Annotated in this window: 15 protein-coding genes; 4 read left to right on the plus strand and 11 right to left on the minus strand. The window is 73.1% G+C overall.

The window, feature by feature from the left end; all coding sequences use genetic code 11:
* Positions 1-9 precede the first annotated feature (9 nt).
* From pheT to infC, 7 genes are all read right to left on the minus strand, one after another.
* Positions 10-2,514 (minus strand): phenylalanine--tRNA ligase subunit beta, encoded by a 2,505-nt coding sequence (gene pheT / locus ACZ4TO_RS33600; RefSeq protein ID WP_468026199.1) that lies wholly within the window; start codon positions 2,512-2,514, stop codon positions 10-12.
* A complete protein-coding gene (pheS, locus tag ACZ4TO_RS33605) occupies positions 2,514-3,641 on the minus strand; it encodes a phenylalanine--tRNA ligase subunit alpha (protein ID WP_382789057.1) in 1,128 nt (375 codons plus the stop codon). Before pheS ends, pheT begins: the two co-directional genes overlap by 1 nt.
* Before the next feature lie 183 nt (positions 3,642-3,824).
* Entirely contained in the window at positions 3,825-5,000 is a 1,176-nt protein-coding gene (locus ACZ4TO_RS33610) for a sensor histidine kinase (protein ID WP_382789059.1), read from the minus strand.
* 53 nt (positions 5,001-5,053) lie between these two features.
* Entirely contained in the window at positions 5,054-5,905 is an 852-nt protein-coding gene (locus ACZ4TO_RS33615) for a TrmH family RNA methyltransferase (protein ID WP_382789062.1), read from the minus strand.
* Between the two features lie 246 nt (positions 5,906-6,151).
* Positions 6,152-6,535 carry a 50S ribosomal protein L20 gene (gene rplT, locus ACZ4TO_RS33620; RefSeq protein WP_003970214.1) on the minus strand — a complete coding sequence of 128 codons (384 nt, stop codon included), beginning with the start codon at positions 6,533-6,535 and terminating at the stop codon, positions 6,152-6,154.
* 94 nt (positions 6,536-6,629) lie between these two features.
* The gene (rpmI, locus tag ACZ4TO_RS33625; protein ID WP_006374321.1) at positions 6,630-6,824 is read right to left on the minus strand and encodes a 50S ribosomal protein L35; all 195 of its coding nucleotides are present in this window, start codon (positions 6,822-6,824) and stop codon (positions 6,630-6,632) included.
* Positions 6,825-6,931: 107 nt separating this feature from the next.
* The gene (gene infC, locus ACZ4TO_RS33630; protein WP_382789603.1) at positions 6,932-7,648 is read right to left on the minus strand and encodes a translation initiation factor IF-3; all 717 of its coding nucleotides are present in this window, start codon (positions 7,646-7,648) and stop codon (positions 6,932-6,934) included.
* A gap of 411 nt (positions 7,649-8,059) precedes the next feature.
* Here infC and ACZ4TO_RS33635 point away from each other — a divergent pair, with 411 nt between their 5' ends.
* Positions 8,060-8,416, plus strand: coding sequence for a DUF1844 domain-containing protein (locus ACZ4TO_RS33635; RefSeq protein ID WP_151468384.1), 357 nt, complete (start codon positions 8,060-8,062; stop codon positions 8,414-8,416).
* Positions 8,417-8,469: 53 nt separating this feature from the next.
* On the opposite strand, the gene ACZ4TO_RS33640 is transcribed toward ACZ4TO_RS33635, so the two are convergent.
* A complete protein-coding gene (locus ACZ4TO_RS33640; protein WP_382789066.1) occupies positions 8,470-9,201 on the minus strand; it encodes an SseB family protein in 732 nt (243 codons plus the stop codon).
* 149 nt (positions 9,202-9,350) lie between these two features.
* On the opposite strand from ACZ4TO_RS33640, the gene ACZ4TO_RS33645 reads away from it, so the two are divergent.
* Positions 9,351-10,313 (plus strand): serine hydrolase, encoded by a 963-nt coding sequence (locus tag ACZ4TO_RS33645; RefSeq protein WP_468026200.1) that lies wholly within the window; start codon positions 9,351-9,353, stop codon positions 10,311-10,313.
* A gap of 116 nt (positions 10,314-10,429) precedes the next feature.
* On the opposite strand, the gene mycP is transcribed toward ACZ4TO_RS33645, so the two are convergent.
* Positions 10,430-11,695, minus strand: a complete 1,266-nt coding sequence (gene mycP / locus ACZ4TO_RS33650) for a type VII secretion-associated serine protease mycosin (protein WP_468026285.1) — start codon at positions 11,693-11,695, stop codon at positions 10,430-10,432.
* A gap of 131 nt (positions 11,696-11,826) precedes the next feature.
* The gene (locus ACZ4TO_RS33655) at positions 11,827-12,564 is read right to left on the minus strand and encodes a hypothetical protein (protein WP_382789071.1); all 738 of its coding nucleotides are present in this window, start codon (positions 12,562-12,564) and stop codon (positions 11,827-11,829) included.
* A gap of 1,222 nt (positions 12,565-13,786) precedes the next feature.
* Between ACZ4TO_RS33655 and ACZ4TO_RS33660 the strand changes: the two genes are divergently transcribed.
* Both ACZ4TO_RS33660 and ACZ4TO_RS33665 read left to right on the plus strand, forming a co-directional pair.
* Positions 13,787-14,311 carry a hypothetical protein gene (locus ACZ4TO_RS33660; protein ID WP_468026201.1) on the plus strand — a complete coding sequence of 175 codons (525 nt, stop codon included), beginning with the start codon at positions 13,787-13,789 and terminating at the stop codon, positions 14,309-14,311.
* A 369-nt stretch (positions 14,312-14,680) separates the two neighbouring features.
* Entirely contained in the window at positions 14,681-15,883 is a 1,203-nt protein-coding gene (locus tag ACZ4TO_RS33665) for an amino acid deaminase/aldolase (RefSeq protein ID WP_385042538.1), read from the plus strand.
* 112 nt (positions 15,884-15,995) lie between these two features.
* Here ACZ4TO_RS33665 and ACZ4TO_RS33670 read toward each other — a convergent pair whose 3' ends face one another.
* On the minus strand, positions 15,996-16,916 hold the full coding sequence (locus ACZ4TO_RS33670; RefSeq protein WP_468026202.1) for a DUF2510 domain-containing protein: 921 nt from the start codon (positions 16,914-16,916) through the stop codon (positions 15,996-15,998).
* Positions 16,917-17,110 lie beyond the last annotated feature (194 nt).

Below are 17,110 nucleotides of genomic sequence, written 5' to 3' on the forward strand. Positions count from 1 at the left end.
GTGGAGCCGTCAGGCTCCGCGCAGCACGGCTCCCGTGCGCTCCGCGGCGAGCGCGACCGCCGCGTCACGGGCCGCGGAGGCCTCGTCGACGGTCAGCGTGCGGTCGGCGGCACGGAAGCGCAGCGCGTAGGCGAGGGACTTCTTGTCCTCGCCGAGCTGGGCGCTCTCGTACTCGTCGAACAGCCGGATGGACTCCAGGAGTTCACCGGCGCCCTCGTGCAGGGCCGCCTCGACGTCCGCGTGCGGGACGCTCTTGTCGACGACCAGGGCGACGTCCTGCGTGGCGACCGGGAAGGTCGAGATCTTCGGGCCCTTGGGGTGGCCCGAACTCGCCCGCTCCAGCGCGTCCAGGTCCAGCTCCATCGCGCAGGTGCGCGCGGGCAGGCCCAGCGTCTTCAGGACACCGGGGTGCAGCTCACCGGCGTACCCGATGACCTGCTCCGCACCGTCCAGGACGACCGCGATCTCGGCGCAGCGGCCCGGGTGCCACGGCCCGTACTGGCCCGAGCGGACGAGGAGTTCGGTCCCCGACTCGCGGGCCAGGACGCGCGCGGCCTCGATCGCGTCGGCCCAGTCGGCCGGGCGTCCCTTGCCCCACCAGCCGGCCTGCTCGCGGGCGCCCGCGAGGACGACGGCGGCGTGCCGGGGCTGGGCGGGAAGCGCGGCGGTCAGGGACGCGATCTCCTCGTCGCTGGGACGGCGGTCGACGGGCAGCCGCCCGGCGACACGCAGTTCCTCCCGGGGGTGGAAGACCAGACCGGTCTCGAAGAGCGCCAGGTCGTGGCTGCCGCGTCCGTCGTTGCGGCGCAGGGCCTGGAGCAGGCCCGGCAGCAGCGTCGTACGGAGCGCGGGCTCCTCGTCGGAGAGCGGGTTGACCAGCTTGACGACCTTGCGCTTCGGGTCGTCGTCGGCGAGGCCGAACTGGTCGAAGACGTGCTCGCCGATGAACGGGTAGTTCGGCGCCTCGACGTAGCCGGCGCCGGCCAGCGCGCGGCCGGCCCGGCGGTGCAGCCGCTGCCGGTCGGTGAGGCCGAGGCCCGCCGGGGGCTTGGGCAGCGTGGAGGGCAGGTTCTCGTAGCCCTCGAGCCGGATGACCTCTTCGGCGAGGTCGTTCGGGTCGGTCAGGTCGGGCCGCCAGGACGGCACGGTGACGATCAGCTCGTCCTGCCCGTAGACGTCGCAGCCGACCTCCTGGAGGCGGCGTACGACGGTCTCGCGGCCGTACGCGACACCGGCCACCTTGTCCGGGTGGTCCGCCGGGATGGTGATGGTGTGCGGCGCGGACGGCGCGATGACCTCGGTGACCCCGGCGTCGGCGGTGCCGCCGGCGAGGAGCACGAGGAGGTCGACGGTCCGCTGGGCCGCGGCCGAGGTGGCCTCGGGGTCGGAGCCGCGCTCGAAGCGCTTGGACGCCTCGGAGGCGAGCTTGTGCCGGCGGGCCGTGCGCGCGATGGAGATCGGGTCGAAGTGCGCGGCCTCGATGACGACCTCGGTGGTGGTGCCCTCGGTGTCGTCGATCTCGGTGTGGGCGCCGCCCATGACGCCCGCGAGGCCGATGGGGCCGCGGTCGTCGGTGATGACCAGGTCGCCGGCGTCCAGCGTGCGCTTGACGCCGTCGAGCGTGGTGAGCTTCTCGCCCTGCTCGGCGCGGCGCACGCCGATCGTGCCCTGGACCCGGCTGCGGTCGTAGGCGTGCAGCGGCTGGCCGAGCTCCAGCATCACGTAGTTGGTGACGTCGACGGCGAGCGAGACCGGGCGCATGCCGGCCTTCTGCAGCCGCCGGCGCAGCCAGATCGGGGACTGGGCGTCGGGGTCGAGGCCGGTCACCGTGCGCGCGGTGAAGCGGTCGCAGCCCATCGGGTCGCTGATCTGCACCGGGTGGCCGAACGCGTTCGGGGCCGGTACGTCGAGCAGCGCGGGGTCGCGCAGCGGCAGGCCGTAGGCGATGGCGGCCTCACGGGCCACCCCGCGCAGCGACAGGGCGTAGCCGCGGTCGGGCGTGACCGCGATGTCGAGGACCTCGTCGACGAGCTGGAGCAGCTCGATCGCGTCGGTGCCGGGCTCCATCTCCGGCGGCAGCACGATGATGCCGCCGCTGCCGTCGTCGCCCATGCCCAGCTCGTCGCCGGAGCAGATCATGCCGTGCGAGGTCTTGCCGTACGTCTTGCGCGCGGCGATCGCGAAGTCGCCGGGCAGGACGGCGCCGGGCAGGACCACGACGACCTTGTCGCCGACGGCGAAGTTGCGCGCGCCGCAGACGATCTCCTGGGGCTCACCGGTGCCGTTGGCGGTGCCGACGTCGACGGTGCAGAAGCGGATGGGCTTCTTGAACTCCGTCAGTTCCTCGATGGTGAGCACCTGGCCGACGACCAGGGGGCCCTTGAGGTCGGCGCCGAGCTGCTCGACGGTCTCGACCTCGAGGCCTGCCGAAATGAGCTTGGCCTGGACGTCGCGCCCGGTCTCCGTCGCCGGCAGGTCGACGTACTCCCGCAGCCAAGAAAGCGGGACCCGCATCAGATCTCCATCCCGAACGGCCGGGTGAACCGGACGTCACCCTCGACCATGTCTCGCATGTCTTCAACGTTGTGACGGAACATCAGCATCCGCTCGATGCCGAATCCGAAGGCGAATCCGCTGTACTTCTCCGGGTCGACGCCACAGGCGACGAGCACCCGCGGGTTGACCATGCCGCAGCCGCCGAGCTCGATCCAGCCCTCGGAGGAGCAGGTCCGGCAGGGGCGGTCGGGGTTGCCGACGGACTCGCCCTTGCAGACGTAGCAGAGCATGTCCATCTCGGCGGACGGCTCGGTGAAGGGGAAGTAGTTCGGGCGCAGCCGGGTCTTCATGTCCGAGCCGAAGAGCGACTGGACCATGTGGTCCAGGGTGCCCTTGAGGTCGGCCATGGTCAGGCCCTCGTCGACGGCCAGCAGCTCGATCTGGTGGAAGACCGGGGTGTGCGTGGCGTCGAGCTCGTCCGTGCGGTAGACGCGGCCGGGGCACACGACGTAGACGGGCGGCTCCCGGTCGAGCAGGGCGCGGGCCTGCACCGGCGAGGTGTGGGTGCGCAGCACGACACCGGACTCGTCGCCGTGGGTGCCCTCGGGGCCCTGGACGAAGAAGGTGTCCTGCATCTGGCGGGCCGGGTGGTCGGGGCCGAAGTTCAGGGCGTCGAAGTTGAACCACTCCGCCTCGACCTCGGGGCCCTCGGCGACCTCGTATCCCATGGACACGAAGACGTCCGCGACCCGCTCCATCATGGTGGTCAGCGGGTGCCGGGCGCCGGACGGCACACGGTCGTACGGCAGGGTGACGTCGACCGCCTCCTCGACCAGTACGCGCGCGTCGCGCTCGGCCTCCAGTTCGGCCTGGCGGCCGGCCAGGGCCTTGTTCACGGCGCCGCGGGCCTGGCCGACGAGCTTGCCGGCCGCGGCCTTGGCCTGCGGGGGCAGTGCGCCGATCTCGCGGTTGGCGAGGGCCAGCGGGGAGGTGCCGCCGGTGTGGGCGACCTTGGCCTCCTGGAGCGCGTCGAGGTCACCGGCGGCGGCGAAGGCGGCGAGCGCCTCGTCCCGCATGCGCTCGATCTCTTCCGGTTTCAAGGCCTCGACCTCTACAGGGTCGTACGACTTATTAGGTGCCGACATCTCTTCCCGTGCTTCCGGTTGGCTGGCTGAGGGTCCCCGTCATCGACTCGGAGACGAAGTCGTCCGCAGATGAGTGGACGCAAAGGTGCCAAAAGTCGAGTCTAACGGGGGTGAGGGTCCGCCCAGGACGGGGCGTCCTCGCGGTGTTCCCGTGCGGAGGCGCCCGTGGGGGCCGCTGCGGCGCTAGAGCAGATACGCCGGGGTGCCCACGGGCAGCGTAAATCGGAACTCCGCTCCCCCGCCGGGGGCGCGGCCGACCGTGATGCCGCCGCCGTGGGCTTCGACGATGCCCTTGACGATGTAGAGCCCGAGGCCGGTGCCGCCGCGCTTGCTGCCCCGCCAGAAGCGGGTGAAGACGCGGTTCATGGACTCCTCCGGGATTCCGGTGCCCTCGTCGCTCACGGTGACCGACGTGACGGCGTTCGCCGTGCCCTCCTCGTCCGGCCGCTCGCGCGGGGACGTGGAGGGTGCCACGTCGATGGTGACGGTTCCCTCGCCGTGGCGCACCGCATTTTCGATCAGGTTGCTGAGCACCTGGTCGATCTTGTCGGGGTCGGCCCACAGGGCGGGCAGGGGCTGCTCGATGCGCAGCAGGAAGCGGTCGGCGGGCTGGCCCGAGGCCACGTACGCCTGGATGTGCCGGCCGACGGCGGCGCCGATGTCGACGGGCTGGCGGCGCACTTCGAGGCGGCCGGAGTCGATGCGGGAGATGTCGAGGAGCTCGGCGATGAGACGGGTGACGCGGTTCGCGTCGGCGTCGACGGTCTCCAGCATCAGCTTCTTCTGGTCGTCGGTGAAGCGTTCCCATTTCGCGAGCAGGGTCGCGGTGAAGCCCTTGACGGAGGTGAGCGGCGAACGCAGTTCGTGCGCGACCGTGGCGATCAGCTCGGCGTGGCTGCGCTCGGTGCGGCGGCGGGCCTCGGTGTCGCGCAGGCAGACGACGACCCTGCGGACCGGTCCGGTGGGGTGGGTGCGCACGTAGCGGGCGGAGACGAGGATCTCGCGGCCGCCGGGGAGCAGGAGGTTCCGTTCGGGCTGGCCGTTGCGGATGGCGAGTCCGCCGTAGGGGTCCGTGAGCTGCCACCAGCGGCGGCCTTCGAGGTCCTCCAGCGGGAGGGCGGCTTCGAGCCGGCGGCCGAGCGCCTCGGCGGCGGGGACCGCGGTGATCCGGGCGGCGGCGGCGTTGAAGCAGACGACCCGGCCGTGTTCGTCGGCGACGACGATCCCGTCGGGCAGGTCGTCCGGGTCTATGCCGAGGCCGGGACCGGCTCCGGCGGTGTCATCGTGCCGGGGCGCGGAAGGGCCGCGCGCGTCCCGCGCTCGCAGCGCGCCCTGGGCACCGCCCGTGCCGACACTCATCCCCGTACCCCACCTCTCGTCTGGCGCAGAGGGCCCCCGGGCCCGTCACCCTACTAGCTGCCGGTGACGGAGCGGCACCCTGTGGAGGCGCGCTGTGCACGGGCTGACGCGTAGAGACATACGGCCGCGGCCGTGGCCAGGTTCAGGCTTTCGGCCTTTCCGTGGATCGGAACGCGCACGACGGCATCGGCCAGCGCGCGGGTCTCCTCCGGAAGCCCCCAGGCCTCGTTGCCGAAGACCCAGGCGGTGGGACCGCCCATGGTCCCCTTGTCGAGTTCGTCGTCGAGGTCGTCCTCCCCGGCGCCGTCGGCGGCGAGGATGCGGACGCCGGCGTCCTTGAGCCCGGCCACTGCCTGCTCGACGGGCACACCGACCGCGACGGGCAGATGGAACAGGGATCCGACGGAGGCGCGTACGGCCTTGGGGTTGTAGAGGTCGACGGAGGCGTCGGTGAGGACGACGGCCTCGGCGCCCGCGGCGTCCGCGCAGCGCAGCACGGTTCCGGCGTTCCCGGGGTCGCGGACGTGGGCGAGCACGGCGACCAGTTTCGGGCGGGCGGCGAGGATCTCCTCGAAGGGGGTGTCGACGAACCGGCACACGCCGACGATTCCCTGCGGGGTCACGGTGGTGGAGATGTCCGCGATGACCTGCTCGTCGGCCAGGTGGACCCGGGCTCCAGCGGTGCGGGCCTCCGCGACCAGGTCGGCGTACCGCTCGGCGGCCTCCACGGTGGCGAACAGCTCGACGAGCGTGTCACCGCCGTGTGCCGCAGCCTCCCGCACGGCCTGCGGCCCCTCGGCGAGGAACAGCCGCTCCTTGCCCCGGAAGTTCCGCCGGGCCAGCCGCCGCGCGGCGGAGACACGGGGAGAGCGGGGCGAGATCAGCTCGGGGCTGGCGGAGGCCATGTTCTGGTTCACCTTCGATATCTGGGGACGACTGCAACCCCTGGGGGCGCGGGGCTCTGTCGATCTGCGGCTCCGCCGCGACGGGGGTCCCCCCTGTTCGAGCGGAGCCGAGAACTCGGGGAGCGATCAGCCCCCACCGGCCGGCACCGGCACCCGGGCAGACAGCCGCAGCGGGCGTCAGCAGCAAAGGACCCGCAGGCATGACCTGCGGGTCCTTCAGTCACGTCGGCTGATGCCAGCGCAGCGTCACGCGGCCTTCGGCGCGTTGACGTCCGACGGCAGGGCCTTCTGCGCGACCTCGACGAGCGCGGCGAACGCGTTGGCGTCGTTGACGGCCAGCTCCGCGAGGATCTTGCGGTCCACCTCGATGTTGGCGGCCTTCAGACCCTGGATGAGGCGGTTGTACGTCATGCCGTTCTGGCGGGCCGCAGCGTTGATGCGCTGGATCCACAGCTGACGGAAGTCGCCCTTGCGCTTCTTGCGGTCGTTGTAGTTGTAGACCAGCGAGTGGGTGACCTGCTCCTTGGCCTTGCGGTACAGGCGCGAACGCTGACCGCGGTAGCCGGAGGCCGCCTCGAGGATCGCCCGGCGCTTCTTGTGGGCGTTGACTGCCCGCTTGACGCGTGCCACTTTTTAACTCCTTGTAGCGGGGCCGTGGTTGGACTCACACGGCCCGAAATCGATTGGGTCCCGGATCAGACGTACGGCGCTGGGCGCCGGTACGTCACTTGCCGAGAAGCTTCTTGATCTTCGCGGCGTCGCCCGGGGCCATCTCGGCGGTGCCGGTGAGACGGCGCGTCACGCGGGACGACTTGTGCTCGAGCAGGTGGCGCTTGCCGGCGCGCTCACGGAGCACCTTGCCGGAGCCGGTGATCTTGAAGCGCTTGCTGGCACCGCTGTGCGACTTGTTCTTCGGCATAGCGCCGTTCTCTCCTCGTCAGTGGCGTTCCGGTGCCCGGTCGCGGGACCGGGCACGGGTGGAACGTCATATGTATCGATTGACATCCCGGGGCGGGGGCCCTGGGATCAGGCCTCGGCTGATGCCTCGGCCGGGGTCTCGGCCGACTCGGCCTCGGCGGGCGCGCTCTCGGTGTCGCCACCGTCGGCGTCGACCTCTTCGGCGGCGTTCTGCGAGCGACCCGGGTTGGCCTTCGCTTCCGCCTTGCGGGCGGCCTGGGCCTCACGGGCCTCGGCCATCGCCTCGGTCTTCTTCTTGTGCGGACCGAGAACCATGATCATGTTTCGGCCGTCCTGCTTCGGGTTCGACTCGATGAACCCGAGGTCCTCGACGTCCGTGGCGAGACGCTGCAGCAGTCGGTAGCCGAGCTCCGGCCGGGACTGCTCGCGACCACGGAACATGATCGTGATCTTGACCTTGTCGCCCTGCTTGAGGAACCGGACGACGTGACCCTTCTTCGTGTCATAGTCGTGCGGGTCGATCTTCGGCCGGAGCTTCATCTCCTTGATGACCGTGTGCGCCTGGTTCTTGCGCGCCTCACGGGCCTTCATGGCCGATTCGTACTTGAACTTGCCGTAGTCCATGAGCTTGCAGACGGGCGGACGGGCGTTCGCCGCCACCTCGACGAGGTCGAGGTCGTACTCCTGAGCAAGCTCAAGGGCCTTGGCAAGCGGAACAATCCCGACCTGCTCGCCGCTGGGACCGACAAGTCGCACTTCGGGAACGCGAATCCGGTCGTTGATGCGGGGCTCGGCGCTGATGGATCCTCCTCGGTAGCACCACACGGCGGTCTGGCGGACAGCCGCGTATGTCTCTGATGACACTTTGACCAACCACCGCAGGGCATGAAAAATGCCCCGGACGGGACACAGGCGGGGCTCCATGAAACCGGAGCACCGCCGCGGTCAACCGCGGGGCGCGCATTCGGGCGACTCCATCGTCCGTACGGAACGATGGCGGCCGCCTGACCGGATGACCCGCCGTCCCGGAGGACGGTCAGGTGGGAGATCGGAGCCTCCACTTGTGGGCCGGGCACATCGTGTCCGGCCGGTCGTTACAAAAGGTTAGCAGTTCTGCCGGGTACGCGCTAACCGGAGGCCTCCTCACCGCCGCTCGCGGGACCGGAGCGCCCCTCCCCACCGGCCGGAAGGCTCCCGTGGACGGGGGCACGCGCACCGGGGCCTATCGTGTGAGGCATGAGTGACACCCCTCCCCAGAACCCCGACTACGACACCATGACCCGCGACATCGCCGAGGTCCCCGCGGTCGAGGTCATCGTGACGGTCGCCGTGAACCTGATGAGCGCCGCCGCCGTGAAGCTCGGTCTCACCGAGGAGGGCGACGAGCACAAGGACCTGGACGAGGCGCGCAAGCTGGTCACCGCGCTCGCCGGCCTGCTCGACGCGAGCGCGACCGAGATCAGCTCCTTCCACGCCGCGCCGCTGCGCGACGGCCTGAAGTCCCTCCAGCTCGCCTTCCGCGAGGCCTCCCTCGTCCCGGACGAGCCGGGCCAGGGCCCCGGCGAGAAGTACACGGGCCCGGTCTACGGCTGACCCGTGCCCGTGTCCGTACGGACCTCCGTACGGACACGGACCCGCCCGCGTGCCTATCCGCGTACGTACAGGGGCTCGCCCGGAGGCGTCGCCTCGGCCGGCAGCAGTGCCAGGTCGAGACCGCGCACCAGGCGGGCCCTGAGTGTTTCGTCGGCCGCGAGGCGCTCGGCCACCGCGCGAGCGGTCTCGGCGGGGGCGGCCGACGGGTCGAGCACCAGCGCGAGGGTGCCGTCCGCCGGACCGGGGCCGAGATGGGCACGGGCCACCAGGGGCTCGGCGGCGACCGCGGCCCGTACCGCCTCGACCACGGCGGGATCGGCGAGCGGGTCGGCCGTCGTACGCCCCTCGGCGAGCGCCAGCAGGGCGGAACCCGTCAGCTCGTAGGACACGGGCCCGGCCAGGTCCAGCACGATCGTGTCGGCCTTCTCGTGGACCGCGGCCTCCAGGACCTGGTTCAGGCGTACGGCGACGGGGCGGGCCTCGGGATCCCAGCGGGCCAGCGCCTCCGTCGAGGTGAAGGCCGGCAGGGCCGTGCGGTTCCCGGCCTTGAGCGTGGGCACCGCCATGTCACTGGTCTTCTCGCGGCGCAGCCCGTTCTCGTCCACCTCGACCTCGCCGAGCATCGCCACGACGGGCACGAGCAGCCGGGCGCCCGTGAGCGCCTCAAGGACCGGCGGTACGGCGGCGCGGTCGGCGGACCAGGCCGCGAGCGCGGCGCTCAGCCGGGGGTCGGCGGAGCCGTCGTCGTCGGGGAAGCCGGGGTCGGGAATGTTCTTGTTCGCCACGATCCCCGACCCTATCGGGGGGATGCTGCTGCGCTTGTGCGGGCCCTGTAACGCGCGGGCGACACGATTCATGAGTTTCTCAGTTTTCCCTGACACGTCTTTCACACGCGTCTAACGGATGCCACAGCCCGGCGGTCGAGCATCGCCGGATGGACCGTCAAAGAGCACGCGGGCGTCGCGCCCGGCCCTCCCGACGCACGCCACTTCTGTACACCGCGGTGGCTTCGGTCGTCCTCGTCGGCACCACGGCCGCAGGGACCGTGTACATGAAGGCACAGGCGCACGACGGCCCCGCCGTCGTATCGTCGGCGGCGTCGGCCTCGCCCTCCGCGTCGCCGGCCGGGAGCGAGGAGGCGTCGGTGGAACCCGTGGCGGAGCCCTCCGTGGACCGGGACGCGCTGCTCGCGAAGGCGCTCGAGTCGGTGACGGTGGCGGCGGGAGCGAAGACGTCGGTCGCCGTCCTCGACGTCGGCTCGGGCGAGAGCGCCGCCTACGGCGACACGGCCTTCGACACCGCGAGCATCGTCAAGGTGAACATCCTGGCCGCGCTGCTGCTCCAGGCGCAGGAAGCGGACCGGCATCTCACCGCGCGGGAGAAGACGTACGCCACCGCGATGATCGAGAACAGCGACAACGCCTCGGCGACCGCGCTGTGGGCCGCCATCGGCCGGGCCGACGGCCTGGACGCCGCGAACAAGCGCTTCGGCCTGACGGACACCCAGGGCGGCGACGGCGAGCTGTGGGGTCTGACCCAGACCACCGCGAGCGATCAACTGACCCTGCTGCGGCAGGTGTTCGGGGACGATTCCGAACTGAGCGCGGCCTCGCGGTCCTATCTCCAGGGCCTGATGGGCGAGATCGAGACCGACCAGCGGTGGGGGGTGTCCGCCGCCGGCGACGGATCTCGATGGGCGCTGAAGAACGGGTGGCTGGCGCGCAGCACGACGGGCCTGTGGGACATCAACAGCATCGGGCGGATCTCGTCCGACGGCCACGACTACCTGGTGGCGGCGCTGTCGAACGGCAACTCCACGCAGGCGAAGGGCATTTCGCTGGTGGAGGCGGTGTCGAAGGCGGCGGTGTCCGCGTTCCGGGACACGGCCGAGGACTGAGGCGCCCAGCGGCGTTCCCGGGTCGCCGGTCGCCGAACGGCCTTTCCCGCTGAGGCCGTTCGAACCGGTCGCCGGTCGCCGGTCGCCGGTCGCCGGTTGCCGAACAGCGTTTCCCGCTAAGGCCGTTCGAACGGGTTCGTGGGTCTGCGGCCGCGCCACAGGAACACCGCCGCCGCCAGCAGGCCCAGGCCCAGCGCGCCCGCGAGGGGAGCGGCCCAGTCGGCCGAACCGCCGCCGTCGGCGGGGGCGTCGGGCCCCGTGCCGAAGTACTTGTGGCCGTACGCCGCCGCCTTCGGGCCGCCTTCCGGGTCGATCCGGCCGGCCGCCTTGATGGCCGCGGCCGGGTCGACGAAGCCGTAGCCGCGTGAGTCGTCGCGGCCGCCCGAGGGCACGTTGCGGGCCGTGTCCTCCAGCAACTGCTTGATCTGCGCCGGGGACAGGCCCGGGTGGGCGGCCTTGACGAGTGCGACCGCGCCGGAGACGAACGCGGAGGCCGCGCTGGTGCCCCAGCCCTCGTAGTACCGGTCGTCCGGGTCGGCGATGACCACGTCGACGCCCGGGGCGCTGACGGTGGCGTACCAGCGGCGGGTGGAGAAGGAGGCGTGCGTTCCGTAGCGGTCCACGGCGGTCGCCGCGATGACGCCGGGGTAGGCGGCGGGGTACGAGATGTGGTCGCCCTTCTCCCCGCCGTTGCCGGCGGAGGCGACGACGGCGACCCCCTTCTTCAGCGCGTACTGGACGGCCTCGTCCTCGGCGGGTTCGGGGTGGGCGGACCTGGAGTCGTCGCCCAGGGAGAGGTTGATGACGTCGGCGCCGTGGTCGGTGGCCCAGCGGATGCCCTCCGCGAGGGCGTTGCCACGGGTGTTGCGGGCCTTGGAGCGGGCCGGATCCTTGTCCTCCAGGATGACGCGGACGGGCAGGATCTTCGCCTCGGGGGCGATCCCCATCACGCCGTTGGTGCGGCCCGGCCCGTGACCGTGCCCGGCGATGATGCCCGCCATGGCGGTGCCGTGCCGGGCCCAGGTCGCGTCGCCGCGGCTCGCGCCGAAGCCGACCATGTCCTTGTCGCCGAGCACATTGCCCTTGAGGTCCGGGTGTTGGGCGTCGACGCCGGTGTCGAGGACGGCGACGGTGATGCCCTTGCCCTTGGTGGTGCGCCACGCCTGCTGTGTGTGCATCGCGTCGAGGCCCCACTGCTGGGCCCGTATGCCGTCGGCGTGCGCGGTGGCGGCGGGCACCAGCGCGAGGGAGGCGGCCAGGAACGCGGTGAGGACCCCGGACCTGCGGGAAAACCGGGGTCGGCGGGCCTTCGGGGCCGGGCGCGGACGCCGGGGGCGGTCACCGGGGACCGTCACCGCGCTCGCGTCGGCGGATGCGCTCATGCCAGCGGATCCGGTCATGCCCGAGGGACCGGTCGTGTCGGCGGATGCGGTCGTGCCCGCAGGTCCGCTCATGGCGGCGGGTGCGGTCGTACGGGACTGCCTGATGCGGCCGTCGGGGCCGTCGTCGCGGGTCATGACGGCTTCTCCGAGGACGAGTCGACGGTCTTGCGAAGGCCTCGCTCGACCCGGTCGGCGAGGCCCTGCGCCTCATGACCGAGGCCCGACTGGGCCGCGGCCGTGGTCGCCTCCGGCTTCATCGCCTCGGCGGCGGGCTGCGGGGCGGCGACCGTACGCCCGTCGGCGAATCCGGAGACCGCGTACACGACGACGGGGGCGTCCGTCAGGACGGACACGGTCCACGAGGCACGCTGCGCCTTGCCGAAGCCCTCGGCTGCGGTGCCCTTCGCCGCGTACGGGAGGGGCAGCAGGTCGGTGCGCCGGTCCAGGCCCTCCTTGCGGAAACGGGCCTTCAGGGAGGTCATGCCCGCCGCGTCCGCCTTGGTGAACAGCAGGCCGACGGTGGTGACATGACTGCGGGTCGCGTCCACGTAGGTGGCCCGCAGCAGCCGCAGACAGCCGACGGGGGCGAGCGCCTGGCGCAGCAGCGGGTCGAAGGCGTCCTTGCAGCCGGTGTCGGGGGCGACGGCGATCCGGGTCCAGGTACGGTCCGAGCCGCCGGGGCCCGCTCCGTCGCCGCGCACGGTCGGCGGGAAGAGCCGGTCCACGGGAACGCTGTGCCAGAGGTCCCCGGCCGCCGTGAACGCGCCGGGCGAACCGGGTGCGGCCGTGTCGTCGCCGGTGAGCCAACTGCCGGTCACCGCGCCGCCGATGAGGCCGAGTCCGAGCACGAGGCAGGTCGCGGCGGTCACGGCACCCGGCCGGATCCGACCCCGGAACGGACGCACCCGAGCGATGTCGCCCGGGTACGTCTCGGGCTGCGCGAACGATACGAAGGGGCGCCGCGCGCCCGGGTCGGCCTCGGTGGGCGCCGCCGGCGACGGGGCCGGAATGTACGGAGGCGCACTCGCGGAGCCCACGCCGGACCCGTCCCGCCCGGACCGCGTCTCCCGTGTGACCTCACCGAACCGCTCCCCGAAACCGAGGTCCCGCCCGGCCGCTCCGGCCCCTTCGGACGGGCCCGACGGCTCGAAGGCGGGTGAGGGATCGGTGGAGGGCGGGGGCCCGGAGGGACGCGAAGGGGCGGAGGGCCGCGCGGTCTCGGCGGGGCGCTGAAGCCCGACCGGGTGCGCGGACCCGGGGGGCCGCGGGGCACCGAAGGCGCGCGTCGGGTCCGAGGAGGACACGGGTTCGGACGGCGGCGCGGACTCCGAGGGGCGCGGGGCTTCGAAGGCACGCGGGGGCTCGGCCGGGCGCTGCGGGGCGACCGGGTGCGACAGCCGGGCGGGGCGCTGCGCGGGACGCTGCGTTCCGCCGGGCCGCGAGGGGCCCGCGGTGTGCGGCGGCCCGTCGGAGCGCGCGGGGCCCGCGGAGTACGGCGCCCCGTCGGGGCGTGCCGGTGCGGCGGACGCGGGCGGGGCGTCCGGGAAACGCGCGGAGGCCGCGGGGGGCGGCGGGGTCTGCGGGGCCGTCCTGCTCTCGGGCCGCAGGTGGGGGTAACGCCGGGCCTCGGGTCGCGAAGCGGATCCGGAAACCGGCGAAGCGGCGTCCGGCGCTGAGCGCTGTGAGGCCACCGACGGCGGCGCCGGGCGCTCCGGGGCGCCGTCCGACGCGGGGCGCGGCGCGCTGGACGCCGCCGGGATGCGCGACCCACCGGACGACGAACCGGCCGGAGCGGGCCGCGCCGCGTCGGACCGCGGCGTATCGGTCGAGGCCGACCGCCACGGGTCGGATCCCGGCGCATCGGACGAGACGGAGCGAGGCGCGGCGGAGCCTGAGGTGCCGGACGAGACGGAGCGAGGCGCAGCGGAGCCTGAGGGGCCGGTCGGAGACGACGGTCGATCCTCGGATCCCGGCGTGCCGGACGACACAGGGCGAGGCCCACCGGAACCCGAAGTACCGGTCGAAGACGACCGTCGCTCCTCGGATCCCGGCGTGCCGGACGACACAGGGCGAGGCCCACCGGAACCCGGAGTGCCGGTCGGAGACGACGGTCGCTCCTCGGATCCCGGTGCGGTCGACCACGGGCTGCCGGGTGAGACGGACTCCGGAGCCCCGGGAGCGGTGGAACCCGGGGCGCCGGGTGCGGCGGAAGCGGCGGGCGTACGGGGCGCGGCCCGCCCCGGAGCGCCGGTCGCGCCGGTGGGCGCCTGGCCGCCGGACGAGGCGGGGCCGGAGCCATTCGTCGAGGCGGCCCTCGGGCGGACCAGCGAGGTGGGCCTCGGCGCCGGTGATTCAGGTGCGGCGGACCGTTCCGGCGCGGCCGGGGGCCGTACGGGCTGGGGCGGCACCGACGGAGCCGCGTCGCGGGGCGGGCTCGCGGGGCGCGGCGGGACCGACGGAGCGGGGCCGGACGCGGCCTGCCCGGATCCGGTGGGGGGACCCTGGGTGCCGGGCGCGGCTTCCTCGGCGGACCAGTCCTCCCCGGCCGACAGGTCGGGACCGGGCGAGCGGACGGGCTTCGGCGGAACCGGGACCGAGGGGTGGGCCGGAGCCTGAGCGGCCGGCGGGTTCACCGGGGGCGGCGGAGTCCCGGGGGCAGCGGCCGGTGAGGTGGAGGGACGCGGGGGATTCGAGGCGCGCCGCGCTTCCGTACTCATGCACCCCCCGTTTCCTCGTACCGGGCTGTCGGACGCCCCGTAGCTCGGCGAGCCGTTTCGTGTCGCGCGAGAGGTCGCCACGGGCACGCATACCCGCGCCGGAAGACCGTCACCCCGGGCAGGGCCCACCGGGGCAGGGTCGTTCCTCCCTGCGTCCGCGTCACTCTACGGGTTGACGCGCCCCGGGCGGGAACCAGTCCGAGGCCCCGGGGCATCTGCCCGGAACGTCCCCCTACCCTGCGGTAATGGAGTCTGGCAGTCTTCGTCCATGACTGCCCGTGCCTCCGACAGGGCCCGCTACGACCGGGCCACCGCTCACCTCGACGCCCCCGTCGCCATCGTGGACCTGGAGGCCTTCGACGCGAACGCGGACGATCTGCTCCGCAGGGCCGGCGGGAAGCCGATCCGGGTCGCCAGCAAGTCGGTGCGCTGCCGCACCCTGTTGGAACGCGTCCTGGAACGCGACGGTTTCGCGGGGCTCATGTCGTTCACGCTCGCCGAGTCGCTGTGGCTGGCCAGGTCCGGTTTCGACGACGTCCTGCTGGCCTATCCGTCGGCCGACCGCAAGGGCTACGCCGAGCTGACCTCCGACCCCAAGCTCGCCGCCGCGGTGACGGTCATGGTCGACGATCCGGCGCAGCTCCGTCTCATCGACGAGGCACGCGAGGGCGGCACCGAGGTCGTGCGGGTCTGTCTGGAGCTGGACACCTCGCTCAAGCTGTTCGGCGGCCGGGTCCGGGTCGGGGCGCTGCGTTCGCCGCTGTACTCCCCCGCCCAGGTGGCCGAGATGGCCCGTGCCGTCAAGCGTGCCCCGGGGTTCAAGCTGGTGGGGATCATGGCGTACGAGGGTCACATCGCCGGTGTCGGCGACGCGGTCTCGGGACGGCCGCTGCGCTCGCGTGCCGTGCGGCTGATGCAGGCCACCGCCCGCAAGGAGCTCGCCCAGCGGCGCGCGGAGGTCGTGCGGGCGGTCCGGGCCGTGGAGCCGGACCTCGAATTCGTCAACGGCGGCGGCACCGGCAGCGTCCAGCACACGGCCGCCGAGGACGCGGTCACCGAGATCGCGGCGGGTTCGGGTCTGTACGTGCCGAGGCTCTTCGACAACTACACGTCCTTCACCGGGCGCCCGGCGGCGCTGTTCGCCCAGCCCGTGGTGCGGCGGCCGGGCGTGGGCGTGGTGACCGTGCTGGGCGGCGGCTACCCCGCGTCCGGTGCCGCGGGCCCGGACCGGCTGCCCGTCCCGTATCTGCCCGAGGGACTGTCGTACGACCCCCAGGAGGGCCCCGGCGAGGTGCAGACCCCGCTGCTCGGCGCCCCGGCGGACGATCTGCTCATCGGCGACAAGGTGTGGTTCCGGCACGCGAAGGCCGGTGAGCTGTGCGAGCGGTTCGACACGCTGCACCTGGTGGAGGGCGACACGGTCACGGCCTCCGTCCCGACCTACCGCGGCGAGGGCCACACCTTCCTCTGATCCCCACGCCGATCACACGCGTCCGACCGGCGGCATCGCGCCGCCGGCGCGGTGTGCCGGGTCGCCCCCGCCCGGACCGGAGACGCCCGTCACCCGGCCGGGCGGGCGCCGGTCACCGGGACGGTCCGATGCTGCTGCCCACACCGCCGCCCGCGTCCTTCTGGCCCACCGAGCGGATGCCCTCCGTGATCCGGTCGATGTCGGACACCGGCGGGGCGTCGGCGCCGACGTCGACGGCGAACCGGACGATGACCAGGGACTGCGTGCCCACGCTGGACGGAAACGCCAGCGACTCGACGTAACCCCCCGGCCCCACACCGGTCTTGACCTTCCAGCGCACGAGATACCCAGCGCGTCCCGCGACGGCGACCGAGCCGGACTTCACCAGCCGGTGGGAGGTGATGCCGCGGAAGGGCCTGCTGCCGACGAGGTCGTGGCCGTACGCGCTGTCGGCGGCGTCCTCGATGTCCCCCTCGGCGAGGGCCTTCGGCGAGGTCTCGTCGGTGGCCGTCGCGGTACGGACGTCGACCCGGCCGTGCCGGCACAGACCGGGGTCGCCCGGGCAGTCGTAGGTCCGCGGGGTCGTCAGCACCGTGTCGTGGTCGGCGACGTACTGCGGTTTGGCCCAGCCGTCGAGGACCGGGAAGGTGATGCCGTCGAGTTCGTCGACGACGACGGACGGGTCACCGGCCGACGGCGAAGGGCCCGACGGGGACGGCGAAGCGTCGTCGGAAGCCGTGGGCGACGTGGTCGCGGGCGTGGTCCGTGTCGCGGCCTCGTCACCGCCGCCGTCGTCGCGCAGCAGTACGCCGCCGGTGACGATCGCGGCCACGAGGACGACGGCGGCCGTCACGAGCGCGACGGCCTTGGCCCGGCCGGAGCCGGAGCCGCCGGTCGACGGGGCCGGTATCAGGGGCTGTTGGGGAGCTTCGGGCTGACGCCGGTGGTCGGTCCACGCGGTTCCGTCCCACCAGCGCTCGACGAGCGGGTACGACGGGTCGCGGTACCAGCCGGGAGGGGGCGTCATGCTCATCCCGGCACTCTAGTGCCGCGGCGGCCGGCGTTCGCCACGGCATCGAGACGTCCCCCCGGCGCCGCCGCACGGGGTCCGGGGGGGGGGGGGGGGGGGGGGGGGGTCCCCCCCCCCCCCCCCCCCCCTCCCTCTCACTACGGGGGGGGGGGGGAGCCGAAAAGCCCCCCTCCCCCAGAAGACGCGGGGGTCTTCCC

This window comes from Streptomyces sp. NPDC028298, assembly GCF_055565895.1.